Raw genomic sequence first — 26,880 nt, forward strand, 5'->3', positions numbered from 1 at the left:
GCCGACCACCCGCACGGGTACCTGGTCAAGTGTTCAATCAGTTCGACGGAAGGCGAAAGGGTGGAACCAGGACCCCTGCTCTACGCCGGAGCGGGTCTCGCGACACTCGCCGCCGCGCTCCTGCCCCGGTTGCTCGCCAAGGCGCCGATCTCCATGCCGATGGTGTTCCTCGGCGCGGGCGCGCTGACGTTCACCGTGGTCGACCTGCCCGCTCCGGACCCCGTCGCGCACAGCGGCCTGCTGCTGCACCTGACCGAGATCTGCGTGATCATCTCGTTGATGGGCGCGGGCCTCGCGCTGAACCGCAAGGTCAGCCTGCACGGCTGGGGAAGCACGTGGCGGTTGCTCGCCATCACCATGCCGTTGTCCATGATCGCCGTCGGCCTGCTCGGCTGGAGCGTGCTCGGACTCGGTGTGGCGGCGTCCGTGCTGCTCGCGGCCGCCCTCGCCCCCACCGACCCGGTGCTCGCCAGTGAGGTGCAGGTCGCCGAACCCGCGGAGAACCCGGAGTCCGACGAGGACGAGGCCCGGTTCGCGCTCACCTCCGAGGCGGGTCTCAACGACGGGCTGGCGTTCCCGTTCACCTACGCCGCCATCGCGATCAGCCTGGCCGGGGTGGCGCCGTCGGGGTGGCTCGGGCACTGGCTGGCCGTGGACGTGCTCTGGCGGCTCGCGGCCGGGCTCGCGATCGGCCTGCTCATCGGCTGGGGCCTGGGCAAGCTGTTCTTCTCGGCGCCGTCGGAGAAGTTCCGGCTGTCCGAGCACGCGGAAGGCTTCGTGGCGCTCGCGGCGACGTTCCTCGCCTACGGCATCACCGAACTGGTCGAGGGCTACGGGTTCGTCGCGGTCTTCGTGTGCGCCTGCGCGATCAGGTCAGGCGAACGCCGCAACGGTTACCACCGCGTCCTGCACCAGTACGTCGAGCAGATCGAACGCATGCTCACCGTGGTCATCGTCTTCCTGCTCGGCGGCGCCGCGGCCACCGGGATGCTGTCGGGCATCGGCTGGCAGCAGATCGCCGTCGCCGCGGCGGTGCTGCTGGTCGTGCGGCCACTGGCGGGGTGGATCGGCCTGCTCGGCGGCAGCACCGGCCCACGCGAACGCAAGGTCATCGCCTTCTTCGGCGTGCGCGGCGTCGGGTCGTTGTTCTACCTCGTCTACGCCCTCAAGGAGGGCCAGTTCGCCGAGCAGAACGCGCTGTGGCGGATCGTCGGACTCGTCGTGATCGGCTCGGTGCTCGTGCACGGGCTCTCCGCGTCACCCGTCATGTGGCTGGTCGACCGCAAACGGGAGAAGAAGGCCGAAGCGCGGCACGACGACACCGCTCACACCCACGTGTGAGCGGTCACCTCGCCGGCAGGAACGTACGGACGTCGACCCGCGCCAGCCAGCGACGCCAGCGCGGCACCGCCGACCGCATGCGCCCCCTGGCCTCCCGCACCGCCGCCCAGTACGCGTCCACCGCGGCCTGGTCCGGCGTGCCCGGACCGAACACGTGGTCGTCCGCGTGCACGGCCAGCGCGTGCACGCCGAACGGTGCCAGCAGGTTCGCCTCCTGACGACGGGTCAGGCCTCGCGGCACCTTCGCGCCGAGGTCTCGGGCGTGGTCCACCAGCTCGCGCCAGCCGGTGGCCAGCCTGGTCGCGGTGCTGCCCCTGGTGCGGCGGCGGTGGCGTCGCACGGCCTTGCCGCCGACGATCAGCGCGATCACCGCGACGATCGGTGCGACCGCCTTGGTCACGTCGAGCAGCAGTTCCAGCAGCCAAGCCGGGAGCCACGGGCCGCTGAGCTCGCCCGCGCCCACGCCGGACGCGTCGGTGCGGCTCGCGTCGACCAGGGAGCTGGGCATCTTCATCGTGTTCGGTGGCGGGACGACCGAGGCGTCGGTGTTCTCGATCTCCTGGGGTGGCTGGTGGTCGGGCCGCTTCGAGCGGTCCGGCATGTACTCGGTGTTCGGGATGGCGGCCCAGGTGCCGTCGGCCAGGTGGATCTCCACCCACGCCTGGACGTTCTCGCCGCGCACCACGCCGCCGGTCGCCGGGACGGCGCCCAGCACCACCCGGGCCGGCATGCCGAGTTCGTTGGCCACCAACGCGTACGCGGCGGCGTACTGCTCGTCGTTGCCCGCCGGGCGTTTGGCGTTGAAGAACGCCGTCAGCCTGCCCGTGCTGTGACCCGGCAGGTACTCCGTCTCGCCCGGTCCGCCGTCGGTGTAGGCGCCGTTGTCGCGCAGGTAGGTGGCGGCCGCGCGCAGGCGTTCGGCCAGCGTTGTGGCGCCGCCGGTCCACTTGGAGATCTTGCTGCGCACGAACGCCAGGTCGCCGGTGCGGACCGCGGGCGGGCCGAACGGCTGGGCGTCGTCCGGGATGCCGGGAGCGGCCAGGACCGTGCGCAGCGAGTAGGTGTCGCCTTCGCGGAGGCGGTCGGCGACGATGCCGGACGCCGTCGCGAGGTTGTAGCGCAAGTTCTCGGTGTGGCCGTCCTTCCGCTCGCCGGTGAACGCGATCTCCGTCGCGTGGCCGACGGTCGGCAGCCATGCGCTGAGCTCGTCGGCGGTGGCGTAGGCGGCCTCGATCCTGATCGTCACGTCCGCCGCCGCACCGGGGGTCGTGACGGGGATGCGCACGCCGATGCGTTGGAAGTTGTTGCGCTGCACCGGGTCGACAGCGCCGGCCGGATCGTTGGTGGCACCCCAGACCCTGCCGTCGAAACCGTCCAGCGTGGCGATGCGGACCCGTTCGCCCGCCGGGAGACCCTCCACGGTGAAGAGCGTCTGGTCCCACAGCTGGTTGGCGTCCTTGGTGTGCTTGCGGTAGCCGACCAGCGGGCTCGCGTAGGCGCCGATCTCGAACGGCGGCTCGACGTAGTTGCGCAGCACCAGCCGGTGCGCGCTGCCGGTGCCCGGCAAGATCGGGGCGGCCAGCAGTGCCAGTCCCGCCGCGACGCCGACCAGGGCGACGGCGGTCAAGGTTCGGCGGGTTCCTCCCGCACGCACACCGGTGCGGTGTCGCGCCGCGCGGACGGACAACCAGCCGGTGCCGATCGCCGCGAACACCGCGCCCAGCACACCCGCCGCCTCGCCGGTGCCGAGCAGGACCACCGCGGCGAGCACGGCCAGCGGCGCGCCGATCGGAGCCGCGCTCAGCGTGACGCGGCGGGCCAGCGTGAAGCCGCCGGCTCCGCACAGCAGGCCGAGGATGTACGGGAGCACCAGCAACGGACCGCTGCCGTCGACCGGCGGGAGTGTCGTGAGCAGCTGCTTCCAGCCGTGCACGCTGATGGAGGCGAGACCGGCCAGGTTGTCCGGCGTCGGCACGGCCTTCATCGCCACCACACCGCCGAGCAGGAAGAACACCGCGACGGTCATGGCGGCCACGGCGATCATCGGGCGGCGCAGCGCCGACGCCACGTGGCCCGCCAGCACGCCGAGCGCGAGGCCGATGCCGCCGACCAGCAGGAAGCCCCAGCCGGTGTAGGTGGTGCGGAAACCCAGCAGCGCCACGACGAACAGCGCGCACAGGAAGGCGGCGTCGACGAGGTCGTCGCGGCGGGGCAGGAGTCTGGTCACTGCAGGGTTCCTCCCGACAGCAGCGCGGGCAGGTCGTTCAGCTGCCGCAACGTGAGCACGGTGAACGCGGTGCTCGCCGCCCGTTTCGTGTGCGCGGACGGATCCACCCGCAGCACGACCTTGCGCACCTCCGGCGGGAACGCGGCCGCCGCCACCCGCAGCTCCGCGTAGCCGTGCTTCGCGCCCGTGATGAGCACGACCAGGGTGGCGTCCGGCGCCGCGGCCACCGCGCGGGTGGCGGCCTCGGCCAGCACCGGGCCGCCGAGTTCGGCGCGGGCGAACACGTCCAGCGCGTGCTGCGCTCCGCCGCGGCGGGAGACGTGGCCGGCCGCCACCACCGTGGTGTCGATCTCGTCCGCCACCGCGCGCTTCACCACGGAAGCGCCCGCGGACAACGCCGTCTCGAACACGTCACCGTCCGGAAAGGACTCCCCGTCGACCACCACGACGATGTGCGCACGCCGTGAGTCGAGGTACTGCCGCACCAGGAAGCGCCCGTCCTGAGCGAGCTTGGCCGTGGAGCGCCAGTGGATGTGGCGGCGGTCGTCACCCGGCGCGTACTCGCGCAGCGCGTGGAACGCCAGGTCGCTCATCGAGACGTCGTTGGTGGTGCAGCCCTCCAGGTCGCGCAGCAACCCGGTGCCGAGCGGTTCCAGCGGCACGGTCAGCGGGTGCACGAACACTTCGACGACCTCGGTCATCGGCACCGTCCGCCGCAACAACCCGAGCGGATCGCCGCGAACCGTCGTGGCCGGGCCGACCGCGATCACCCCTCGCCGCAGCCCGGCGATCTCGATCTCCCGGCCGCGGTCGAACACCTCGACGCGGTCCTTGCCGATCGGCAGCTCGACCTCGGGCGCGAACAACGACCTCCGGCCCTGGTGCTCGACCTCGACCGCGCACCTCGTGGAGTCATCCGGCTGCAGGCGGCGCTTGGTGATCCCGACGGCGACCCGCACCGACCCGTGGCCCAGCGTCAGCAAGCTCGCGAACGCCAGCAGCACCACAGCGGTCGCACCGAGCAGCACGAGCTCGTCCCAGCCGAGCACGGCACCGAGACCCCACGCCGCCACCGCCGCCACGGCGAGCAGCCGGCCGGACGGTGAGACGGTCTCCAGCACCCGCATCAGACTCCCCGCCGGACGGGCGGCTCGACGTCCGCGAACAGCGAGTCGACCACCTTCTCCACCGTGGCACCGTCGAACTGCGCCTCCGGGTGCAGCAGGATCCGGTGCCCCAGCACGGGATGCGCCAGTTCCTGGACGTCGTCCGGCACCACGTGAGCACGGCCCTGCGCGAGCGCCCACGTCTTCACACAGCGCACGTAAGCCAGACACCCGCGCACCGATACCCCCAGGCGCACAGCGGGATGCGCCCGCGACGCCTCGGCGATCCGGCTGACGTACGAGAGCACGGCCGGGTCGACGTGCACCTGGTCCGCCAACGCCGTCAGCTGCGACACCGCGGCCGCCGCGATGGCCGCGGGCACCGTCGCCGACCGGTCCCGCGTCGCCGCGTCCGCCAGCAGCGCCACGGTGGCGTTGTGGTCCGGGTAGCCGATGCTGGTCTTCATCAGGAACCTGTCCAGCTGCGCCTCGGGCAACCGGTAGGTGCCCGCCTGCTCGATCGGGTTCTGCGTGGCGATCACCATGAACGGCGACCCCACCGGGTGCGTCTCGCCGTCGACCGTGATCCGCCCCTCCTCCATCACCTCGAGCAGAGCCGACTGCGTCTTCGGCGACGCGCGGTTGATCTCGTCCGCGAGCACGATCGAACCGAAGATCGGGCCGGGGTGGAACCGGAACACACCGCGCTGCTGGTCGTAGATCTGCACACCGGTGACGTCCGACGGCAGCAGGTCCGGCGTGAACTGGATGCGGGTTCCCTTGCCCTGCACGGTGTTCGCCAGCGCTTTGGCCAGCGAGGTCTTGCCGGTGCCGGGGTAGTCCTCCAGCAGCAGATGGCCGTCGGAGAGCAGGCAGGTCAGGGCCAGGCGGATCACGTTCTCCTTGCCGGAGATGGCGCGGGAGATGTTCTGCACCATCTGCTCGAAGGTCTGCGCGAACAGCTGGGCCTGTTGAGGCGTAACGGTCATCGTTCTTCCTTCACTGTTCACCAGACGATTGATCCCGAGGTGGAGCCACAGGTGACTGTGACTCGACCACCTGGTTGCCCGTAGAAGTTCCTCGTTTGCCTGGTCTCGTTCGCCCCGAAGCTTTCGGTGATGAATCCACCGCCCTCAGTGCTGTTGAAGGTGCACGAGACGCGACCGGGAAAGTTCGCCGTTTGCACGACGATGTATCTGCAATGCGACGACGTACAACTGCCCGAGGTTGCCGGGCATCCTCCAGCAGGACACGCCGCCCCCTTGGACACCGTCACCGCTGGCGGAGGCGGCGGCGTCGTTTGTTGCTGGGACTGGCTCAGCGTCGGCCGTCCCGCATCCGACACCGTCACGGTGATCGTGGTCGGAGCCGAGTGGCCGACGTCCTGGCTGCCGGACCAGCTCCACCCGCCCACCCCAGTCGTGAACGACTGGTTGAACCCACGACTCGTGGTCACCTGCACGTTGGCCGGCTTGCCGTTCGGGTTCACCGACACGGAGAAGTTCACGACCGTGTTGTTCGTCGAGGTGTTCAACACGAGGTCGCGCATCGGCCCATACGTCGTCACCCCGGCGGAAACCGCACTGTTGCAGGGGTTTCCGGCGTACGCGCCACCGCCGCTGCCGTTGCACGTCTGCAGGCTGATCGTCACCGGCTGCCCGTTCGGCAGCCCGGTGACGGTCTGCGTCGCACCGGCCTGACCGCCGACCGGGTAGGTCCACGTGCCGCACGAGCCGCCGGACCACGTGCAGGTCACGGTGTTCGACTTGCCGTGGGAGGCGGGGGCGTCGAACCGGAGGGTGGCCTGGCCGTCGGAACCCGTTGGGGTGGCGGTGAAGCCGGTGATCGGGTCCGGGGTGGCGGTCGCCTCCATCTGGGCAGGGGCGCTGGCCGGTGAGGTGTGGCCGGTGGGTTCGGCCTCGGCGGCGGCGTTGGCGGCGACGACGGTGTAGCTGTAGATCGTGCCGTCGTTCTGCAGGCCGTCGTCCAGGCAGGTGGTGGCGGTGACCTTCGTGCAGACCGTTTTGGTGCCGCCGCCCGTGCGCGTCACCGTGTAGGTGGTCGGGCCGGGGCCGTTCGCCCCTACCGCTCCCCAGGTCACCGTGACGGCGCGGGTTTGCGCGTTCGCGGCGTTCGTGGCGGTGAAGGAAGGTGCTGCCGGGGCTTGGGGTGCGCCGGCGGACTGGCCCTGCACCGTGACCGCCGGGCCGGGGCCCTGCGAGTTGACGGCGATGATGGTGAAGACGGTCTGCGCGTTGTTGTCGAGGCCGGAGGCGGTCGCGGTCGTCGCGCCGCCGGGGGCCGTCGTGCGGCCGCCGCCGGACCAGCTGATCTCGTGGCGCAGCACGGGGGTGCCCTCGTTCGGTGCGGCGGTCCAGCTCAGTTGCAGCGAGCCGTCGCGGGGGTTCGAGGTCGAGAGGCCGGACACCGCGCCGGGCACGGTGTTCGGTTGGGCGGGAGCCGAGGAACCGCTCGGCTTGCCCCAGCCGACGAGGTTGTGCGCGCGCACGGTGAACGTGTACTCCGTGCCGTTCGACAGGCCCGTGATCGTGCACGGTGAGGCGGCGCAGGTCTGCTTGCCGCCGCCGTACTCGACCTCGTAGGAGTCGATCGGTGCGCCGTTGCCGGACGGCGTGCTCCAGGACAGTTCGACGACCTTGCTCAGCACCGTGCGGCCCGGTGCCGGGACGCCGGGTGAGTCCGGCACGCCGAGGACGTTCAGCCTGATGCGGCCAGTGACCTTGCGGTCGTCACGAGCGGTGTCGGCCACGTCGGTCACGACGACGTTGAAGTCGATCGCGCCGTGCGCGTCCCCGGAAGGCGTGATGCTCACGGACGAACCGGAGTTCGTGGCGGTCGCCGCCGCACCACCGGCCTGGGTCACCGAGACGACCGAGATCTTCGGGTCGCGCAGCTGCGAGCGCACGTACGAGACGAGGTCGACGGTCGCGGTGTCGCCGGCCTTCACGCCGTCGAGCGTCACCGGCGACACGGTGGGTGGCGGGGCCGCAGCGACCTTGACCGCGAGCTTGCCCTTGGGGCCGTCGCCCGCACCGACCTCGATGGTGCCGACGGTGCCCGGCTTCGCGCCGCCCGCCGCCGTGATGGTCAGGACCCGCTCGCCCGAGCCCTCCAGGGACACGCCGTCGGCCTGTTCGAGCCACGTCGCGGTGTACCGGACGTCGCCGAGCTTCGAGCGGTCCGCGACCCACACGTGGCACACGGACGTGACGTCGACCTTCACCGGCAGTCCGCCCTCGACGACGGTCAGCGCCGACGCCGGGCAGCGCAGCACCGGAGTGTCCGGCCCGACCTGCACCGGCACGGTGATCAGCGCGAACTTGCCCTCCGGGTCGGTGAGGGAGTTGCCGTCGGTGACCTGGAACGTGACCGCGGCGGGTCCGGTGTAGCCGCCGCGCGCGGTCAGCACGAGCCCGGTGTCGCCCTCGTTGCGCGCCTCCAGCCCGGTCGCGGGCGCGGCGGTCACCTTGTCGGTGGTCGTGAGCTTCGCCTGCTTGCCCGACGGGACGTCGACGTAGTCCTTGATCTGCACGGAGACAGACCCGTCGGCGGGCACCGTGATCAGCTTGTCCGGGATGGCGCGCGGGGCACCGGTTCCCTTGGAGGGCACGTGGATCAGGCCCGCGGCGGTCGCGCCGGAGCTGTCCTTGACCTCGTAGACGAGCGTGCGCGGGTGGTCGCCGACCGGCACGGTGGCCTTGCGGCCGGACACCTTGGCCTGGTCGTGGAAGACCTTGGTGACCTCGATGCCGTCGGCCGAGCCGTCCGGGTCGGCGATGGCACCGGCGAGGTCGACCTCGACCGTGCTGTCCTCCTTCTTCACCACGGGGAACAGCTCGCCCGCGACCGGCGGGATCGCGTAGTCGTCACGGCTGCGCACGGTCAGCGTCGCGGTGGACGGCTGGCCCAGCCCGTTCGTGATGCCGTAGGTGATCACCAGCGGCTTGCCGGTGAGGTCGGGCGCGGTCAGCTCGATCCGGCCGTCCGTCGCCTTCACGTCACCGGGCAACGACGGGTTGCGCGCGTTCAGCGGCTCGACGGTGACGGTGTCGCCGGGCGCCTGCACGTCGTTGGACAGCACGTTCACCGCGAGACGCGCGCCGGGCGCGGCGGTCACGACGTCATCCACGGCGACCGGCGGCTGGGGATCCCCCGGCGGCACCACGGCGACGCGGACCAGCGACTCGCCGGTGCGGCCGTAGGAGTCGGTGACCACGAACCCGAACGTGTCGGTGCCGTTGGACGTCGGGAACGCCTCGTAGGTGAGCGTGGTGCTGGCGATCCCGACGACGCGGCCGAGCGCGGGAGCGGACGCGATGCCGGTGACCGCGACCGAGTCGCCGTCGGGGTCGGCGCCGCTCGACGGGACGGTGATCGTCACCCGGTCGCCCGCGACGACCCGCACCTCGACGGGTTCGGGTGCCGGAGGCTGGTTCGGGTTGGCCGGTGTCGGCGCCGGGTTCACCGTGACGTGCGCGTGGCCGACGGCCTGGTCGCCGTCGGGGTTCTGTGCCACATAAGAGATGTCGGCGACGAACGGGGTGTCCAGCTTGTCCGGTGCCACGTAGCGGACGACGTCGCCGGAGACGTAGGCGCTGCCGAGGTCCTGGCGGCCGTCCCGGGCGGTGACGGTCAGCCTGCCGTTGCCCGGCGCGCCCTGCACGTTGGACTGCAACGAGAGCGGCGCTCCGGCGGGCGAGATGTCGTTGTCCAGCACCGGGATCGTCGTCGAGTCACCGGCACGGGCGGCCGCGCGGTCGTCCTTCGGCACCGGGGTGTCGTCGGCGGGCGGCGGGAGCTGGGTGACGGTGACCTCGCCGGTGATCGGGCCGGTCACGCCGTCCGTCACGGTGTAGCGCACGACCTGCGGGTTGCGGTCGAGGGCCGGCGCGGTGGCGTTGATCCGCAGCCACCTGCCCTTGACGACGGCCACCTCCAGTTGCCCGGAGAGGCTTTCCGCGTGCTGCACGCCGAGCACCGATCCGGCCGGGCTGAAGTCGTTCGCCAGCACGTCGGTGACGACGGGTTCCTGGCCGCGCACGACGGCGTTGTCGGGCATCGCGACCGGCGGCAGCGGTGAGGCGGGCGCGGCGGCCACGTCGACGCGGATGGCGCCCTTCGCGAACGGCGCGTTGCCGAACGCGGCGGTGTAGTCGAGCGGGTAGGTGCCCGGTTTGGCGGCGGTGAGCGTCACCAGGCCGGTCCTGGTGTCGGTGGTGATCGTCGCGCCCGCGAGCGGCGCCACGTCTGCGGCGAGCCGCAGTTCGGCCGCCGGGTCGACGGGGTCCGCGCCGGGGAGGTCGTTCTCCAGCGGGCGGATGAGGACGGGGGCGCCGACCTGCCCGCGCGCCACGTCCGGGCGTGCGACGGGAGGCAGCGCGGTGGCCGCGGCCGGGTCGAGCACCTTCACGCGTTCGGCACCGGCCACCGCCTCGGCGATGCCGTCGGTGACCTTGTAGTCGATCGGCTGATCGCCCGCCGCGACCGGTGCCGCGTACTCGACGAACCCGGTGTTCGTGGTGGTCGCGGCACCCGCCTTGGCGGTCGCCTCGGTCAGCACGACCGGGTCGCCGTCGAAGTCGCGCCAGTCCGCGAGCACCGGCAGCGTCAACCGGCCGCCCGACGCGACGGACCACTCGTGCGGCTCGGCGCCCTTGCGCACGGCCGGTGCCTCGTTCTGCGACTCGGCGCGCACCTGCACGGTGACCGCGGCGGTGGCGTTGAGTCCCTTGCCGTCGTCCACCGTGTACTTGAAGTGCGCGTCCTGGGCCTGCTCCGGCAGGGTCACCTCGACGGTCTGGCCGTCCGGGGCGATCGCGAGCCCCACGTCCTTGCGGTCGAGGTCGCTCACGGCCGTGACGGACAGGATGTTGCCCGCCGGGTCGGAGTCGTTGTCGAGCACGTGCAGCACCGTCGTGCGGCCGGGGCGCGCGCCCAGGGTGTCGTCGGTGGCTTTCGGCGGCTTGTCCTTCGCCGACTCGGTGGTGTTCTCGTTCTTGTCCTTGTCGCTGGGGTTCTGCTCGGGCGGCGGCTTCACCGACTGCCAGTCGTCGACCTTGCGCTGGCTGCTCAGGTCCCAGACCGCGCCGGTCGCGACGTCGTTCAGCACGATCGCCTTGCGGTTGACCCGGAACACCGGCTGCACCAACGCCTTCGCGTCCCGGAGGTTGCCGGCGGACGCCTTCTTGCCGTCGCACGAACGGAAGTAACCGCCCGACGCACCTGCCCACGCGCCGTGCACGCACTCGCCGAGCCGCACCGGTTCGGCCGGAGCGCCGTCGACGCCCTCGTTCAGCGTCTCGGCGCCGTCGTCGTTGAGCTGGAACGCCTTCATCTCGCTCTGGGACGCCACGACCACGGTGGCCGCCTCCGGTCCGGCCTGCTGCAGCACGGACTCACGTCCGGCCTGAGCGGTGCGGCCGCCGGGGAGGAACAGCGTGCCGGACTCGGAGTCGAGCACGACCGTCTCGCCGCCCACCGCGGTGATCCTGGGCGTCTTCGGGGAGTTCGCGAGCTTGCCGTACGCGGGTTCGCCGAACCCGGACTCGGCCGTCGCCACCTTCACCGTGCGGCCGTTGGCGGACGCCACGTGCACCGCGCCGTCCAGGCCGACCGCGAGCGCGGCGGTGTCGGCCGCGTCGAGGGTGGCGAGCGGCGGGGTCTCCTGGCTGAGCTGGTCGAGCCCGCTCACGCCGGCCTGGAGGTCGACGCGGATCGCCCACACCTTGCCCGCCGCGGGGTCGAGGACGGCGAGGGTGCCGCCCGCGAGCGCGACCTGACCGCCGCTGGGCAACGCCAGCCCGTGGTCGCCCAACGTCACCGAACGCGCCACGTCGACCGGGTAGAGCTTGCCGCCCGCCCGGTCCCTGGCGACGACCGCGGCACCGTCCTGCACGACGTCGAGCTGGTAGTTCTGCTGCGCGCCACCGGGAGGGTTGAACGCCGCGTCGAGCGAGCCAACCGGTTTGTTGAGCCTGCCGAACAACCCGTCGCGGTCGCTCGTGACCCAGACCCCGCCGTCGTTCAGGTCGACCTGCCGCACCGGGTTGCCGGTGGACGTGAGCGCGTAGGCGACGAGCGAGGCGGCCGCGAGGACCAGCACCGTTCCGGACGCGACCGTGGTCCGGTGCTTTCGGAAGAATCCCACTGTTCCCCTCGCTGGCTTCCTGGAGTCAGCCACAGCTCTCCTGTGACCACTCCGCTGTCGCGTTGCTGCCGTCCGCGCGGACGACCTTCACTTGCAGGCACACCGGGTTCGCGCCCTCGACTTCGACCTGGGGCTCCTTCGCCACGCCGTTCTGCGTGGAGGTGCGCCAAGAGAACGTGTCGGTCGCCTGCTGGGCCGAGTAGTTCCACGCGAACCGGACCTTGTTCTCGTCCAGCCGGGTGGCGGTGATCTCGGGTCTGCCGGGGGGCGCGTTGCCCGCGCCGGCGTTCTGATCGGGGACGTCCTCGGCCACGGTGGTGACCGCTGGGCCGCCGCCCTGCTTGTCCTCGCCGGACAACAGGAACAGGCCCACCCCGACGATCGCGATGATGGCCGCGGCACCCACGGCGTAGAGGGGCCAGCGCGACCGTGCCGCGGGCTGGCTGCCCGTCTTCTCCGCCGACGGCTTGCGCACGTGGGTGTCCGGCGCGGCGTTCCGCAACGGGAACGGGAGTGGTGGCGGCTCGGCCCCGCGCGAGGGCGGCGGCGCGAACAGCTGCTCGGACGTGCGCGCGGTGGTGTGCGGCGCCGGGCCCGGGGTCGGCGGCACGAACAGCTGCTCACCGGTCCGTGCGGTGGTGTGCGGCGCCGGGCCTGGAGCCGGGGGCACGAACACCGGCTGCATCCGTTGCCGCGTGGGCGGTGAGAGCGGCGGCGCGGGTGCCGCGAACGACGGCGCGCCGGCCGCGGGTTCCGGATCCTCCGGCGCGGGGGCGGGCATCAGCACCAGCTCGGTCTCGCCGAACCGTTGCGCCTTCTGGATCCTCTGCAACCCGACGGCGAACTCGCGCACCGACCCGGGTCGTGCGGCGGGGTTGCGCGCCATGGCGCGCAACAACAAGCGCTGCAGGTCGGCGGGTGCTGCCAGGCCGGTCGGCAGCCAGCCGGAGACGATGCGGTGCTCGATCGCGGCGAGCGAGTTGTCGGTGCCGCGGGGCATGAACGGCGAGTGGCCCACCATGAGGTGCCACAGCGTCGCGCCCAGCGAGAACACCTCCGCCGGCACGCCGCCCTGTTCCACAGCGGACCTGTCGAGCAGTTCCGGCGCCGACCACGGCACGGACAGGATGACCTCGCCGTCCTCGTTCTGCTCGGCGAAGCGGCCGGCGATGCCGAAGTCGGTGAGGCACGGCTTGTCGTACTCGTTCATGAGGACGTTCGCGGGCTTGATGTCGCGGTGCAGGATCCGGCGCTCGTGCGCGGTCTCGATCGCCCCGGCGACCTGCACGCCGATGTCGAGGACCTCCTTGACGGACAACGGGGTCCGGCCGGAGAGCTTCGCGAGGTCGCCGCCGGGGCAGTACTCCATCACCAGGAACGGGCGGCCGTCGGCGGCGGTGTCCGTGTCGTAGACGGTGACGACGTTGCGGTGGTTGCCGAGCTCGGCCATCGACTCGCCCTCGGCGATGAACCGCTCCCGCACCGCGTCGGACAGGTCCGTCGCCTTGGGCACCTTCACGGCGACGTCGCGCTTGAGCTTGCGGTGGTAGTAGCGGTGCACCATGGCGAAACCGCCGCCGCCGATGTCGCCGCGGTACTCGAAGTGCGGGATCTCGGGAGGCTGTCCGGTCATCCGTTCACCTCGAAGGTGAAGGAGAACTGGTCGCCGAGCACGACCTGCGTGCCGGGGTAGAGGAACTCCTCGATGTGCGCGGCGAGCTTCTGCGGCGGGCAGCCGGGGCGGGCGACGGAGGTGCCGTTCATCGAGCCGAGGTCGCGCACCAGCACGTCCCAGCCCTCCAGCCGCACCTCGACGTGCGTCCGCGAGATCTCGGTGTCGTTCTCCCGGCCGACCTGCACGAGGTTCACGCCCCTGCGGTCGCCGCTGGGGTCGCGGCCCATCACCACGTTGCGGTCGAGGGTGATCGTGTCCCCGTTGGACAGCCTCAGCAGGCCGAGCACCGGCATCGGCAGCATGGCGGCGTCCTGCTCCGGCAAGGGCAGCTCGCACACGCGGCAGTGCACGGCGTAGTCCGAGCTGAGGTGTCCCGCCGGGCACTTCTTCGCGCGCACCAGCTGCGGGCCGCTCGTGCTGCCGGGGTGCAGCATGCGCGTCTCGTCGGGGGACAGGACGTTCGTGCGCAGCACCGTGTCGGTGACCGGCTCGGCCTGCACGACCGCCTCCGCGCGGGGGACGGCCGCCGTCACCTGGGGAGCCCAGTCGAACGACTGGATCACCCCGGTCATCTGGGTGACCTGCGGAACCGGCTGGGGCACCGGGGGCAGCGGTGGTGTCGGCTGCACCGGGACCACCGGCTGGGACACCTGCGGCACCGGCTGCGCCTGCGGCACTGGCTGGGGCTCCGGAAGCACCTGCGGCATCGGCTGGGGCACCGGCGGCACTGGCGGCACCGGCTGCACCGGCACAACCGGCGGTTCGTCTCGCACCACGGTCAGTTCGGCGAGTTCTTCCTGCGCCGCAAGAGATTCCGGTGCCGCGACCTCGGCCAGCGACACCGCCACCTCCCCCGCGAGCACGACCCCGCCGTGCAACGGGAGGCCCGGCCCGGCCGCCCCGGTCGCGATCCGCAGCCGCGCCACGTCGCCCAGGTTGCGGTCGACCCACGTCCCGACGCCCACCGCGTTGATCTCGTCCACCGCACCGGAGGCGTCCGCGAACTGCAACCGCGCCGAACCCCGCACCACCGCACGCTTCTCGGTCGGAGCCAGCCGGACGAGCGCGAACCCGCTCACCGCGCGGAACCCCTCGTGGACGATCTCGGCGAGCACCTCGTCCAGCGGTTCGTCGGCTCGCACGAGCTCCCAGCAGCGGCGCACCAGGCCGGACTCGGGCGCGACGGACAGCAGGAGCCACGTCCGCTCCCCCACGACCGCGACCCACGTGCCCGGCACGTACTCGACCTCGGTCATCGCGGGCTCCGCGGCGCCGTGTCACAGGTGGTGTCGACTGCCTGCGGTGCAACGGAGTAGTCGGCGACGAGCGCCGTCACGTTGTCCCGGGCCCCCGCGGCGAGTGCCAGGCCGACGAGTGCCGCGGCCGCTTCCCGCGCGTCGGCGTGCGACCGGAGCACCTCGTCGATCTCGGCGTCCGCCACCTCGTTGGTGAGGCCGTCCGTGCAGATCACGAACCGTTCCCCGGCGCGCGGCGGGAACAGCCACAGGTCGGGGTCGGACATGCTGGCCTTGCCCAGCACGCGGGTGACGACGTGCCGGCGCGGGTAGGTCCTGACCTCCTCCGCCGTCAGCAGTCCTGACGCGACGAGTTCCTGCGCCTCGGAGTGGTCGACGGTGAGCTGCGTCAGTCCGGTGCCGTCGAACCGGTAGACCCGCGAGTCGCCGACGTTGAACACGACCCAGTGCGGCCGTTCGGAGACGGTGACGAGCGCGATCCCGGCGACCGTCGTCATGCCGGCGTGTCCGGCCTCCTCCAGCGACCGGCCCGCCGCGGCGAGCGTCGCGCGGACGTCCTCCGGTCCCGGTGCCTCCTGCTGGTCGAGCTCGTGCAGCCGCGCCACGAGCATCGCGCTGGCGACCTCGCCCGCGGCGTGCCCGCCCACGCCGTCGGCGACCGCGAAGATCCGCCTGCCCGCGATCGCGTTGTCCTCGTTGACTTCCCGCACCACACCGGGATGCGTGGTGACACCGGTCCTGATTTCGCTCATCGTGCTCCCCCGCACCTCCTCCGCTGCGCCGTTCGGACGTCTCATCGCTCGCACCTCGCCGAGCGTTAGGCGGAAAAGGAGACAAAAACTGGCCACGGCGAAACGGAAACGTTCAGGCCCCACACGACGATGTGTAGAAGCCGCCCGGCGAAGAAGCGGTGCACGACAAACGCTCCGGCACCTCGTCGAGGTACCGGAGCGCCGGCTGCGGACAGAACCCGTCTGTCCTTTTAGGCCAGTTGTGTCCCCGCGGAGAACGTCAGCGGAGCGCCCGCGTCCTGCGGGACGGACGCCGCGAACCGCCAGTAGGAGCCGCTGCTCGTCACACCCACCACGTGGAGCGCACCCGTCTCCACCCGCATGCTCGTGGGCTCGCTGAATCCGAGTTCCAGCCCTTCCGCGCTCACCTGCTGCCACGGGTGGAACTCGGTGCCGTCCGCCGCGCCCTTCGACGTGGTCACGTACACCTCGCCGCCGGCCGTCAACGACACGGCGAGCGCGCCGTTCGGCAGCACCACCGCGTCGACCTGCCTGCTCTCCGCGTCGGACGCACCCGGCAGGTCGGGCAGGAACGTCCAGGTGTCCTCGAACCCGGTGCGGTCGGCCTTCTCCCGAAGCACGAAGGCACCCAGTCCGGCGCCCGCACCGGGCCGGAACCCGACGTCGACGAGCAGGATGCGGCTCTGCGCGTCCTGCACGAGCTTCGGCCGCGGCCCCACGACGTACGGGAGGCGGCCCATTTCGTGCGGAACGCCGCTGGTCCCAGTGCGGTACCAGGAGTTCATGTTGCCGCTCGTCCGCACGGCGATCGTCACCTCGGTGCCGCGGCTGATCACGCTCGGCGTCTCGGTGACCAGTCCGGAGCTGAACCGCTTCCACGCCAGGAAGTCGCCGTTGGGGAGCTGTTCGCGGTAGTAGAGCTGCCCTTCCCAGGGCCCCCGGTCGCTCGCGTGGTCGCCCATCGCGTAGACGACCAGCGTGCCGTTCGGGCGGCGGACCAGCGCGGGAGCCACCCTCATCGCGCCCTTGAGCGAGGGGAGGCTCTGCCAGCTGCCGTCGAGGCCGAGCGTGTGCACCTGGACGTCACCACTCGGCCGCTGGGTCGTGCCGAAGGTCTCCGTGCCGGCCACCGGGCCCGGCACCACGTTCGAGATGCCCGTGTAGTCGGGGCCGAAGGGTTCGGCGATCCAGTGGCCGAGGCCGCTGTCGCGCAGGTCGGTGACCCTGTTGTCCGGCTCCACCCGCATCAGGTGCGCGGCACCTCGCGGGTTCACGTACGCGACCGGCATGGCGCCCTGGTCCTCGACCACCGGGTTCCTCGGCACCCAGTAGCCGGTCTGCCGGCAGTCCGTCGTGGTCGCCGTGACGTCGAGGTCGGTGCCCCAGTCGGTGCCGATCACCGAACCCGTGGAGGTGCGCCACCCGTCGTCGGAGTACTCGGAGTAGTCGTTCCACACCAGCTCACCGGTGCCGGGACGCACGGTGTAGAACACGTCGCCGCCGGCCGAGAAGAGCTTGGTGCCCGACTTCCAGGTCAGCCTGTGCTGCCACGTCTCGTACAGGGCGAACCGCTCGCTCACCCGGTCGTAGCGGAAGTGGTGCAGCACGCCCGTGTCGTCGCGCCCCTTGAGGCCGCCCTGCCCGCTGGCGGCGATCGTGTCGAAGCGGTCCCAGCCGATGTCGATCACGCGGCCGCTGCCCGGTGCCCACGCCCGTTGCCGCTGGTCGAAGAACCACCAGCGCAGGGCGCCGCCCTCCAGCGTGTAGATGGACCCGTCCGAGTCGACCGTGATCTTGCCGCGGCCCGCGATCTGGACGAACTTGTCCCAGCCGGTGCCGATCGTGTCGTACTGGCCTCCGCCGGGCATCGTGTCCCAGCCGCTGCCGTTGTACCGCAGCCTGCGCAGGTCGCCACCGGTGGTGATGTTGAACAGCCAGCCGTCGGGCCCGGCGAAGGTCTTGCCGCCCCAGCCCGAACCGACCTGCCGCGCGCCCGCCCAGGTGGCCGCGCCGCTGCCCGGCGCGGAGTGCTGGTAGAGCCACAGGTCGCCGTCGGCCTGCATGGTGAAGATGTTCGACACCGGCCCGCACAGCCCGGCGGACGCGGTGCCCGCGCCCGTCGTCACCGCGGTGGCGGCACTCGCCGCCAACGCCGCGGCCAGGCACAACGATCTCAGCTTCTTGCTCATCAGGAACTCCCCCAGGCGTTCACGTTCGTCGCAGGAGGAGCATACGACGCGGCACCGACAGTTCCGGCGGGCTCAGCGGCTGTGGCGGATCACGACCAGCGCGACGTCGTCGGTCGCCTGCTGGTCGCCGACCATCGTGGCCATGATCCGGATGCAGGCCGCCTCCGGGTCCATCGGGCCGACGGCGCCGCGCAGCCGTTCGAGGCCGGCGTCCAGGTCCTGCCCGCGGCGTTCCACCAGGCCGTCCGTGTACAGCACGACCACGCTGCCCGGCGGTACGTCCACGCCGGTGCTGCGGCGGCCGGTGGTGCCGAGGTCGAACCCGACGGGCGGCCCGATGACGGCGGGCGCGAACCGGGACCGCTCGCCCGGCACGGCGATGACCGGAGGCAGGTGGCCAGCCACGGCGAGGCTCATGCGGTGGGTCGTCGTGTCGATGATCGCGTAGGCCACGGTGGCCATCGTGTTGTGCTCGAAGTAGCTGGCCTTGCGGTCGAGCTTGCCCAGCACCTGGGCGGGATCGAAGTACTCCAGGGCGTAGGCGCGCAACGCGCTCCTCAACCGTCCCATCACGACGGCCGCCCGCAGTCCGCTGCCGACGACGTCGCCGATCACCACGCCGATGCGGTCGCCGGGCAGCTCGAACACGTCGTACCAGTCACCGCCGACCCCGCTCTCCGCACCGGGGACGTACCGGGCCGCGAGCTCCCAGCCCTCGGCGGCGGGCAGGCTCGACGGCAGCAGGCTCTCCTGCAGCATCGTGGCGGCGGCCCGTTCGGACCTCGTCCGGTCCACGTAGACGGCGACGGCGAGGCGGTCGGCGACGAGCTGCAGCGCGTCGACCTCCTCGTCGGTGAACCGGCGCGAGGTGGTGCTGCCGACGTGCAGGACCCCGGTCAGCTCGCCCTCGGCGATCATCGGCACCCCGAGCAGCACGCGCAGCCCGTGCTCCCACAGCAGCGGGTTGACCACTGTGGACTCGTCGACCTGTTCGATCTGGACGGGCTCCCTGCGCTGGGCCACGCTGCCCGCGAAGCCCTTGCCGACGGGCACGCGCACGCCCTGGAAGACCTCTTCGTCGAGCCCCGCGGTCGCCCTCGCCACGAGCCGTTCGCCGCTGCGGTCCACCAGCAGCACGGTGACGGTGTCGACCGCGAGCAGCTCGCGGGAGCGTTCCAGCAGGACCTCGAGCAGCTTGTCGAGGTCGAGCTCCTTCAGCGCCCCGTCCGTGACGGCGTCGAGGACGCGCAGGCGGATCGACGGACTTCCCGCCTCGGTCATCGCACCTCCGCCTCTCCGGTTCGCTCGCACCAGCTTTCCACGACCGGCCCGGTCGCGCGTGCGGCGATCCCGCGACCGGGCTTGCCGACCCCCTTCAGCTGATCAACGCGAGGGCTGCGTCCGGCGGGTTCTACCGGGCTGGGGATCAAGCGCCTGCTGTGAAAGCCTGGAGGTGGGGTGGTCGTGGTGAGGATCGCTGTCATCGGTGACGTGGGCGGGCACGTCGAGCAGTTGCGGAAGGCCCTGCGCGAGCTGGGGTGCGAGACCGAGGTGCCGGACGGCCTGGTCGTGGTCCAGGTCGGCGACCTGGTGGACCGGGGGCCGGACAGCCTCGGCGTGCTGGACGTCGTCGCCCCGCTCATCGGGGAACGCTGGGTGCAGCTCGCGGGCAACCACGAGGAGCAGTACCTGCCGGGCTCCGAGGTCTTCTGGCCCGAACCGCTGCCGCGCGAAGGCGTGGAGACGTTGCGCGAGTGGTGGGCCGACGGCCGGATGCGGGTCGCGGCGGCCGTCACAGCCGTCGGGGAGGAGTTCCTGCTGACGCATGCGGGGCTGACGCTCGCCGCCTGGCAGCAGCTGGGTGAGCCCGATTCCGCCGCGGCGGCAGCGGGGTTGTTGAACGAACGGCCCGACCTGATCCGGAACAGGGGCGCGCACGGCCGTGATCCGGAGACGGGACCGTTGTGGGCCGAGTCCGGAGCGGCGTTGCACGAACCGTGGATGCGGTACAGCGGCATCGTGCCGTTCGGCCAGATCCACGGGCACTCCTCGATCGTCCACTTCGGCGACCAGAGGTGGACCTGCGACGGCCGGATCCGGCAGCGCGCCTCCGTCGACTGGCAGCGCCGTCACGTGCGGGTGCGGGTCGGCGGGCGGACGTTCGTGGGCGTCGATCCCCGCCACGGCCGGGCGGGCGCCGCCACGTGGGAGCCGTTGGTCTTCGACGACACCCAGACCCCCATGAGCGTTCAGGTAGCCGTGTAGGCGCGGTCAGGCCCGGTACAACGGGTTCGGGCAGTCGACGTACCGGTTCGCGGCGCCCTCGGCGCGGGTCCAGCGCAGCAGCAGGTTCGCCTTCGCCGGCACGAACCGGTTCTCCAGCAACGACATGACCTGGTCACATCCGTGGTCGTCCGCGTAGGAGACGAACACGGCCCGCGCCTGACCCCACACGTCGAGGCCGGGGTGCCGTTGCAGCACCGCGCCGGCGATCTCGACCAGGTGGTTCACGACGAGGCAGTACTGCAGCCGCTCCCAGCCCTTGGCCTCGGAGACGCCCCGCGACCCGTCCACTCCGTCCACAGAGGACAGCAGCTCGGCGTGACGGGGCAGGAGCCGCATGCCCTCGGGGTCGCGGTGGACGGCCTGGACCGGCAGGCCCGAGGCGTCCACCCCCACCAGGACGTTCTGCAGGTGGCACTCCATCACGACGCCGTGCGCGAAGAACGCGTGCAGCACAGGGGGAACGAGGACCGAGACGTACTGCCGGAACCAACTCAGCGCGTCGTCGGAACTCAGGCCGTCCAACGGGTTTCCGTCGAACCCCTCGCTGATCCCCGCCGCCAGCAACGGTGTCACCCCCGGCACCAGGTGCTGCCGGAGGCCGTCGCGCACCACGACGGCAAGGCCCTCGAAGGACTCCGGCGAGGTCCGGTAGCCGCGGTCGATCAGGAAGGCCGTGCCGGGGAAGACCGAGGCGATGTCCGCGAACACCGGGCGCAGCAGACGAGCGAGCGGCGGGATCCACCGCAGGTCGTGCGCCCACAACCGGCGCACGTCGTTGGTGATCCGCACGTCGAGGCTGAACTTGTAGAACAGGTCCGCGGCCGGGTCGTACACGGTGCGCACCGAGGACGTGGGCCACACCTCCTGCTCGCCCACCTCACCCTTGAGGCCCAGCAACGACAGCTGCCACGGGTGCGCGGGCAGCACGCCGGCGGGCAACGGCACCTCGCCGTCGTCCACGAACTCGCCTTCCAGGCGCGCCAACGCGAAGCTCGCGTGCACCTCGGGCGAGTACGGCAGCCACTCCGACGCGGGCAGGCCGCCGCGGCCCTTCGGCGCGGGGTGGTAGCGGTGGCCCGCGACCAGCGCCTGCTCGGAGCGCCGGTACAGGTCGGCGGGCGGTGCGGTGCGGGCGTCGAGCACGGCGGCGATGGCCGACCGCGAACCGGCGATCTCGTCCAGGAAGCCGACCGGTGGGTCGCCGAGCTCCTTCGTGATGAGCACAGCGAGTTCGTGCCACGACAACGGCTGCCACGATCCGGTGAACACCTCCGGGTCCGACAGCCAGCGCCCTTCCCGCGCGCGCAGCAGCACACCGGTGCGGGGCAGGCGGATCGTGCCTCCCGGTCCCCACTCCCCCACCTCGCGGCGCAGGCAGTTCAGCAGCGCCGTCGAGGTGGTGCCGTCGGGATCAGTGATCGCTTCCACCGGTGTCCGCTTCCCTCTGGCGATGTGTCAGGATCAGATCATTCTGACGCAAACACCGGTCGAGTCCGATTTTGTCGCCGCATTGGACGAAAAACGCGCCGAAAGGTTCATCGCGGCGTTGCCGGGAGCCCGTGCGGCCGTTCTCGCGCGCCTGCGCCGGGCCCTCGCGATCGAACCGTTGCCGCAGGTCAGCGTCGATCCGGCCGAGTACACCCACCCGGTCGACCTCCTCACCGCACTGCGCTGGCGCGACTCCGGAAACCTGATCGCCGAGGTCGCCCACAGCGTCGCCGGGCTGGCCCTCTCCCGCACAACCGGCCCTCTCACGACTCCATTCCTGCACCGGTCGCTGGAAGAGCACGAGCAGAGCGTGGTCGACGGCCACCCGTTGCACCCGTGCTGCCGCAACCGCACCGGTTTCACCGCCCAGGACCACCTCGCGTACGGCCCCGAACACCGCCCGGTCGTGCAGCTTCGACTGCACCCGGCGGCCGACCACGTGGTGTTCGGCGACTGGCCCGAAGAACTCCGTGACGGCGAACGGATCCTGCTCCCGGTGCACCCGTGGCAGGCGGACCGGCTGGCCGTGCCCACCACCGGGTCCCTGCCCGCGAGCCCGCTGATGGCGTTGCGGACCCTCTCGACCGGCTCCTGGCACGTCAAAACCACGTTGAGCGCGCAGATCACCTCGGCCGTGCGGGACATCTCCGGCGGCTCGATCGCCACGGCGACGACAGTCTCGGACTTCCTGGAATCCACCGTCGAGGGCATCGAACTGCAGCGCAACCGGGCGTCGGCCGCCGTGCTCACCGGCGGCGAACCGGACCGCCGGCTGGGCGTGATCCTGCGCGACGCCCCCGTGCCGCGCGAGGGCGAGACCCTGCTGCCGCTGGCCGCGCTGAGCGCCTGGCGGGTCCCCGACCCGATCGGGTGGCTCGCGGAGTTCGCCGAACTGACCGTGCCGCCGCTGATGACCCTCCTCGCCCGCGGCGTCGCGTTGGAGGCGCACGAGCAGAACCTGCTGGTGGGCCTCGTGAACGGCAGGCCGAGCCGGGTCGTCTACCGCGACCTGGCCGACATCCGCGTCAGTCCGCGCGCCGGCCTGCCCACCCGCCTGCACGCGAGCCCGGAGGCGTTGCGCGCCAAGACGTTCGCCACCTTCTTCTCGACCGCGCTGACCGGTCTGGTCGGAGCGCTCGACGCCCCGGACGGCGACCTGTGGGACGTGGTGGCGCAGAAGATCCCGGACACCCCGGACCGGCACGCGCTGCTGCACGACCCGCTGCCCGCCAAGCCGCTCACGCTGATGCGCCTGAACCCGGAGACGACGGAGTGGGCCTACCTGCCCAACCCCTTCAGGAGCTGAGCCCGGTGCTGCCACGCCAGCGACAGCAGCGCGGCACCGGCGGCCTGCGTCGGTTCGTGGCGCACGAACCGTTCGACGTTCGAAGCGGTGAACGGAAGCCCGCGCAGCACCTGGCCCTCGTCGTTGTGCGACACCAGATCGCCGAACAACGAGTCGAACTCACCGGCCTCGATGACCGCCACGGTCAGCATGTCCGTGGCGAACGTCAGCGGGTCCACGCCCATGCCGAGGTAGAACACGCGAGCGGCCGCCGTCAGTCGCTGGGCGAACGGCCAGGCCGCGTAGTCGACGGCACCGATCTCCGCGACGCCCAGCAGCTCCTCGGCGAACTCGCGGAGCATGCAGTGCCACAACGAGAAGTCGGCCTCGGACGATCCCTGGAACACCCCGACCGGCAGCACCTGGAACATGCCGCCCGCGTGCCCCACGCGCTTCGGGTCGCGCCAGTGCAGGAAGAACGTCGCTTGCCCCGACTCGGAGTCGTGGCGCAGGGTCAGGGTGCTGATGGCGACGTTCACCGGCCGGCGCCGCGGATCACACGGATCACCCACGGCCGTGCGCAACGGCAACGCGTCGATCTCCCCCACCTCGCGCGCCGCGTACTCGTGCGCGCACGCCTCGCCCACGTCGATGCCGTCGAAGTAGGTGCCGAGACCGAACGTCAGGCGCCGCCCGGTGAAGCCGAGCAGCCGGTAGGTCTCGCGGTCGTGGAACACGGCGGGCGCGGCGAGCGCGGCCATCGCCTCGGAGTAGCTGCCGAAACCGTCGGGGACCACTGCGCCCGGCAGCACGGGCAGCGACGGTGACGGCCGCATCTCCAGCGCGAGGGCGGCGAGCGGAACCGGTGCGGCGGGCATCCAGCCGGGCGCGGTCAGCAACGGCGTCCCGGCGACCCCGGGCACGTCCGGGTACTCCGCGGCCGCCCGCACCGCCAGCGCGTGGCGGTGCCGCAGCAGATGGGCCCGCACGGCGAGCCACGACGAGATGACCGGACCACGTGTGGCCCGGTCTCCGCGGTCTGGAGCTGTCAGGCCCGCCAGCGCCGGGACGCCTGGACGACTTCGCCGACCGCGCGTGCCAGGCTTCCGTCGGCGTCGACGTGGCTCTCGTAGTGCTCGACCGGAAGCGGCTTGGCCACCTCGGGCGGTGCCTCGTACGAGTCGCTGTCCTCCCACCGCAGCCTGCGCGCCGTCTTCACGAACGCGACCGCGGCCGCCAGCAGCAACACCCCGACCACGGCCGGCCACCAGACCGACTCCGCGACCGCGATGGCGAACTGGACCTGCGCCACCACGACGAACACGACAGTCAGTCCGACCACCGACCACGGGGCCGAACCACCGTCACGTCTTCGCTGGGCGGCACCACTTGCCCCCATTGGCGTCACCTCCACCGATGCTGCCGTGGACATCGGCGATTGATCGCAAGGAGTTACAGGGCCAAGCGTACTCCTGGATCGTTTGGTCGCAGACCGTCACTTTCCCCGCACATCACCACCGGTGCGCACCACGTGCGCGATTCACCCAGGGGTGTGATCATCAACCCGTGTCCGCACTTCACTCGGGTGACCCCGCCTCGTTCGCCGCCGACGTCCTCGCCGAAGGCCCGCCCGAGCTCGAACACGTGCCGGGCGTGGCGTCCCGGCGTCCGACGAAGACGAGCGCGGGCGGGGCGCTGATCCGTGATTCCACCGGACGCGTGCTGTTCGTCGTGCCGACGTACAAGGCCGTGCTGGACGTCCCGGGCGGCATGACGGAGGACGACGAGTCCCCCAAAGCCGCCGCCGTGCGGGAGATCCGCGAGGAGCTCGGCCTCACGATGTCGTTGGGGCGCCTGCTCGTCGTGGACTGGACGCCGCGCAACGGGGTCTGGCGCGACTGCCACCAGTTCGTGTTCGACGGCGGTGTCGTGGACGACGCGGTGGCGTGCGATCCCGAACTGGAGGGTGTGGTGTACCTGACGCTGGACGAGGCCGAGCCGAGGATCTACCCGTCGCTGCACCGCCGGCTCGCACTCGCCGTCGCCGCACTGGAGAGCGGTTCCACGCGGTACGCCGAGTTCGGCCGGGAGGTGTGATGCGGATCGTCTCGCTGCTGCCCGCGGCCACCGACGTCGTGGCCGAGCTGGGCCTGCTCGACCACCTGGTCGGACGCACCCACGAGTGCGACTGGCCCGCCGAGGTGGAGGGTGTGCCGATCGTCACGAGCACCGGCGTCGACCAGAACGCGCTGAGCAGCAGGGAGATCAACTCGACCGTGCACCGCGGGTCGTCGTTGTACGGGCTGGACGCGGACCTGCTGAACGACCTCAGGCCGGACGTCGTCCTCACCCAGGACCTCTGCGACGTCTGCGCGATCTCCTACCGCAAGGTCACCGACACCGTCCGGATGATGGACGTCGGCCCCACGGTCCTGAGCCTCGAACCTTCCACTTTGGACGAGGTCCTCGACTGCCTGAGGACCGTGGGCGACGTGCTCGGCGTCGACAGCGCAGGCAAGATCGCCGCGTTGAGACAGCGGATCGACGACGTCGAACGGCAGACCCGGCACCTCCCGCACCCGCGGGTGGCCCCGATCGAGTGGCTCGACCCGGTGTGGCCCGCCGGGCACTGGGTCCCCGAACAGATCGCCAAGGCCGGCGGTGTGCCGCTGCTCGCGGAGAAGGGCGAGCACACCCGCCCGATCACCTGGCAGGCCGTGCACGACGCGAGGCCGGACGTGGTGCTGCTCATGCCGTGCGGCTTCCCGCCGGAACGGACGATGCGAGAGCTACCGGACGAACAGCTCCCCGAGACGTGGGTCCTGGATGGACCGTCGTACTTCAACCGCCCCGGCCCGCGCGTCGTGCGCGGCGTCGAGGTCCTCGCCCACGTCCTGCACGGCGTCGGCCCGACCCCCGCCCCCTCGGAGGCAACCAGGGCCCTGTGTCGAAGTCCGATCCGCGACAGCCTGGCCTGAGGCGGCCCCTGGCGGCACGGCCGGACGACCCACGTACAACACCGGTACGCGGGCCGTCCGGCCGTACCACCAGAAACCACCTCAAGCGCGACTCTCATCGAACCGGACCTCGACACAGGGCCCTAAGCTCGCCCCATGGACCTGAGCGCGTTCCCCCGAGTCGCACTGGGCAGCTGGCCGACCCCTCTGGAGGACGCCCCGAGGCTCGCCGCCGCGCTCGGCGGCCCGCAGGTCCTGATCAAGCGCGACGACGTCAACGGCCTCGGCGCGGGCGGCAACAAGCTGCGCAAACTCGAGTTCCTGCTCGGCCAGGCGCTCGAGGACGGCGCGGACACGATCATCACGTTCGGCGCGCTGCAGACCAACCACGGGCGGCAGACGGCGGCGGCCTGCGCGAAGCTCGGCCTGAGGTGCGAGCTCGTGCTCACGGCCAAGGTGCCGATGACCGGCGACGCGTACGAGAGGTCCGGCAACGTCGTCCTGGACCACATGTTCGGCGCGAACGTGCACGTCTGCGCGGACGCCGACGAGACCGTCGAGGCCTACGAGCGGATCAACCACGACAAGGCCGTCACCCTGCCCGTGGGCGGTTCGAACGGGCTGGGCGCCCTCGGCTACGTCGCCGCGGCCGCCGAGCTCGTCGGCCAGCTCACCGACCGCGGCATCGGCACCGCCACCATCGTCGTCCCGGACGGCAGCGGCGCCACGGCGGCGGGAATCGCGCTCGGCACCGAACTGCTCGGCTGGCCCGGCACCGTGCACGCCGTGAGCGTCTCCCACACCGCCGCGGACGCCGAACGGGAACTGCGGGTCCTCGCCGCGGACGCCGCCGCCCTCCTCGGCGAGCCCGCTCCGGAGCTCGGCCACGTCACCGTCACCGACGACACGATCGGGCCGGGCTACGGCGTGCCGACGCCGGAGATGTGGAGCGTGCTGGAGCTGTTCGCGCGGACCGAGGGCGTGCTCCTCGACCCGGTCTACACCGGCAAGGCCGCGGTGAAGTTCCGCGAGATCGCGCCGCGCAGCGACGTGCCGGTCGTGTTCCTCCACACAGGTGGTCTTCCTGGCTTCTACGGCTACGCGCCCGAGGCGGTCGCGCAGTTCCGACGGGCGTGATCAGTACTCTGGT

Annotated in this window: 18 protein-coding genes; 6 read left to right on the plus strand and 12 right to left on the minus strand. The window is 71.7% G+C overall.

What is annotated here, in order from left to right; all coding sequences use genetic code 11:
• Positions 1–60 precede the first annotated feature (60 nt).
• Positions 61–1,341, plus strand: a complete 1,281-nt coding sequence (locus IE307_RS21540; protein ID WP_229904942.1) for a cation:proton antiporter — start codon at positions 61–63, stop codon at positions 1,339–1,341.
• A 4-nt stretch (positions 1,342–1,345) separates the two neighbouring features.
• Here IE307_RS21540 and IE307_RS21545 read toward each other — a convergent pair whose 3' ends face one another.
• The 9 genes from IE307_RS21545 to IE307_RS21585 all read right to left on the minus strand — a co-directional run bounded on the left by IE307_RS21545 (position 1,346) and on the right by IE307_RS21585 (position 18,995).
• Positions 1,346–3,568, minus strand: coding sequence for a transglutaminase-like domain-containing protein (locus IE307_RS21545; RefSeq protein WP_191300320.1), 2,223 nt, complete (start codon positions 3,566–3,568; stop codon positions 1,346–1,348).
• Positions 3,565–4,695 (minus strand): DUF58 domain-containing protein, encoded by a 1,131-nt coding sequence (locus IE307_RS21550; RefSeq protein WP_191300322.1) that lies wholly within the window; start codon positions 4,693–4,695, stop codon positions 3,565–3,567. The genes IE307_RS21545 and IE307_RS21550 overlap by 4 nt, the downstream gene beginning before the upstream one ends.
• Entirely contained in the window at positions 4,695–5,663 is a 969-nt protein-coding gene (locus IE307_RS21555) for an AAA family ATPase (RefSeq protein WP_191300324.1), read from the minus strand. Before IE307_RS21555 ends, IE307_RS21550 begins: the two co-directional genes overlap by 1 nt.
• A gap of 17 nt (positions 5,664–5,680) precedes the next feature.
• Entirely contained in the window at positions 5,681–11,842 is a 6,162-nt protein-coding gene (locus IE307_RS21560; protein WP_191300326.1) for an Ig-like domain-containing protein, read from the minus strand.
• 25 nt (positions 11,843–11,867) lie between these two features.
• Complete coding sequence (locus tag IE307_RS21565; protein WP_191300328.1) at positions 11,868–13,475, minus strand: serine/threonine-protein kinase; 1,608 nt, start codon at positions 13,473–13,475, stop codon at positions 11,868–11,870.
• The gene (locus IE307_RS21570; RefSeq protein ID WP_191300330.1) at positions 13,472–14,773 is read right to left on the minus strand and encodes an FHA domain-containing protein; all 1,302 of its coding nucleotides are present in this window, start codon (positions 14,771–14,773) and stop codon (positions 13,472–13,474) included. Before IE307_RS21570 ends, IE307_RS21565 begins: the two co-directional genes overlap by 4 nt.
• The gene (locus tag IE307_RS21575) at positions 14,770–15,525 is read right to left on the minus strand and encodes a PP2C family protein-serine/threonine phosphatase (RefSeq protein WP_191300332.1); all 756 of its coding nucleotides are present in this window, start codon (positions 15,523–15,525) and stop codon (positions 14,770–14,772) included. The genes IE307_RS21570 and IE307_RS21575 overlap by 4 nt, the downstream gene beginning before the upstream one ends.
• A gap of 230 nt (positions 15,526–15,755) precedes the next feature.
• Positions 15,756–17,714 (minus strand): tachylectin-related carbohydrate-binding protein, encoded by a 1,959-nt coding sequence (locus tag IE307_RS21580; RefSeq protein WP_191300335.1) that lies wholly within the window; start codon positions 17,712–17,714, stop codon positions 15,756–15,758.
• Between the two features lie 72 nt (positions 17,715–17,786).
• Positions 17,787–18,995 (minus strand): PP2C family protein-serine/threonine phosphatase, encoded by a 1,209-nt coding sequence (locus tag IE307_RS21585; RefSeq protein WP_191300337.1) that lies wholly within the window; start codon positions 18,993–18,995, stop codon positions 17,787–17,789.
• Between the two features lie 186 nt (positions 18,996–19,181).
• On the opposite strand from IE307_RS21585, the gene IE307_RS21590 reads away from it, so the two are divergent.
• Positions 19,182–19,979 (plus strand): metallophosphoesterase, encoded by a 798-nt coding sequence (locus IE307_RS21590; protein WP_229904943.1) that lies wholly within the window; start codon positions 19,182–19,184, stop codon positions 19,977–19,979.
• 6 nt (positions 19,980–19,985) lie between these two features.
• Here IE307_RS21590 and IE307_RS21595 read toward each other — a convergent pair whose 3' ends face one another.
• The gene (locus tag IE307_RS21595; protein ID WP_229904944.1) at positions 19,986–21,428 is read right to left on the minus strand and encodes an IucA/IucC family protein; all 1,443 of its coding nucleotides are present in this window, start codon (positions 21,426–21,428) and stop codon (positions 19,986–19,988) included.
• An 82-nt stretch (positions 21,429–21,510) separates the two neighbouring features.
• Between IE307_RS21595 and IE307_RS21600 the strand changes: the two genes are divergently transcribed.
• The gene (locus IE307_RS21600; RefSeq protein WP_191300341.1) at positions 21,511–22,794 is read left to right on the plus strand and encodes an IucA/IucC family protein; all 1,284 of its coding nucleotides are present in this window, start codon (positions 21,511–21,513) and stop codon (positions 22,792–22,794) included.
• On the opposite strand, the gene IE307_RS21605 is transcribed toward IE307_RS21600, so the two are convergent.
• Both IE307_RS21605 and IE307_RS21610 read right to left on the minus strand, forming a co-directional pair.
• Positions 22,767–23,762: a hypothetical protein gene (locus IE307_RS21605; protein ID WP_229904945.1), complete on the minus strand. Its 996-nt coding sequence runs from the start codon at positions 23,760–23,762 to the stop codon at positions 22,767–22,769. The two genes, IE307_RS21600 and IE307_RS21605, sit on opposite strands and share 28 nt — an antisense overlap.
• A gap of 59 nt (positions 23,763–23,821) precedes the next feature.
• Positions 23,822–24,172, minus strand: coding sequence for a hypothetical protein (locus IE307_RS21610; RefSeq protein ID WP_191300343.1), 351 nt, complete (start codon positions 24,170–24,172; stop codon positions 23,822–23,824).
• Between the two features lie 167 nt (positions 24,173–24,339).
• Here IE307_RS21610 and IE307_RS21615 point away from each other — a divergent pair, with 167 nt between their 5' ends.
• The 3 genes from IE307_RS21615 (at position 24,340) to IE307_RS21625 (ending at position 26,867) form a co-directional block, all read left to right on the plus strand.
• On the plus strand, positions 24,340–24,870 hold the full coding sequence (locus IE307_RS21615) for an NUDIX domain-containing protein (protein WP_229904946.1): 531 nt from the start codon (positions 24,340–24,342) through the stop codon (positions 24,868–24,870).
• A complete protein-coding gene (locus IE307_RS21620) occupies positions 24,870–25,751 on the plus strand; it encodes a cobalamin-binding protein (RefSeq protein ID WP_191300347.1) in 882 nt (293 codons plus the stop codon). Before IE307_RS21615 ends, IE307_RS21620 begins: the two co-directional genes overlap by 1 nt.
• A 135-nt stretch (positions 25,752–25,886) precedes the next feature.
• A complete protein-coding gene (locus tag IE307_RS21625; protein ID WP_191300350.1) occupies positions 25,887–26,867 on the plus strand; it encodes a D-cysteine desulfhydrase family protein in 981 nt (326 codons plus the stop codon).
• Positions 26,868–26,880: the final 13 nt, after the last annotated feature.

The sequence above is a fragment of the Lentzea cavernae genome, from assembly GCF_014653695.1.
Classification (GTDB): domain Bacteria; phylum Actinomycetota; class Actinomycetes; order Mycobacteriales; family Pseudonocardiaceae; genus Lentzea; species Lentzea cavernae.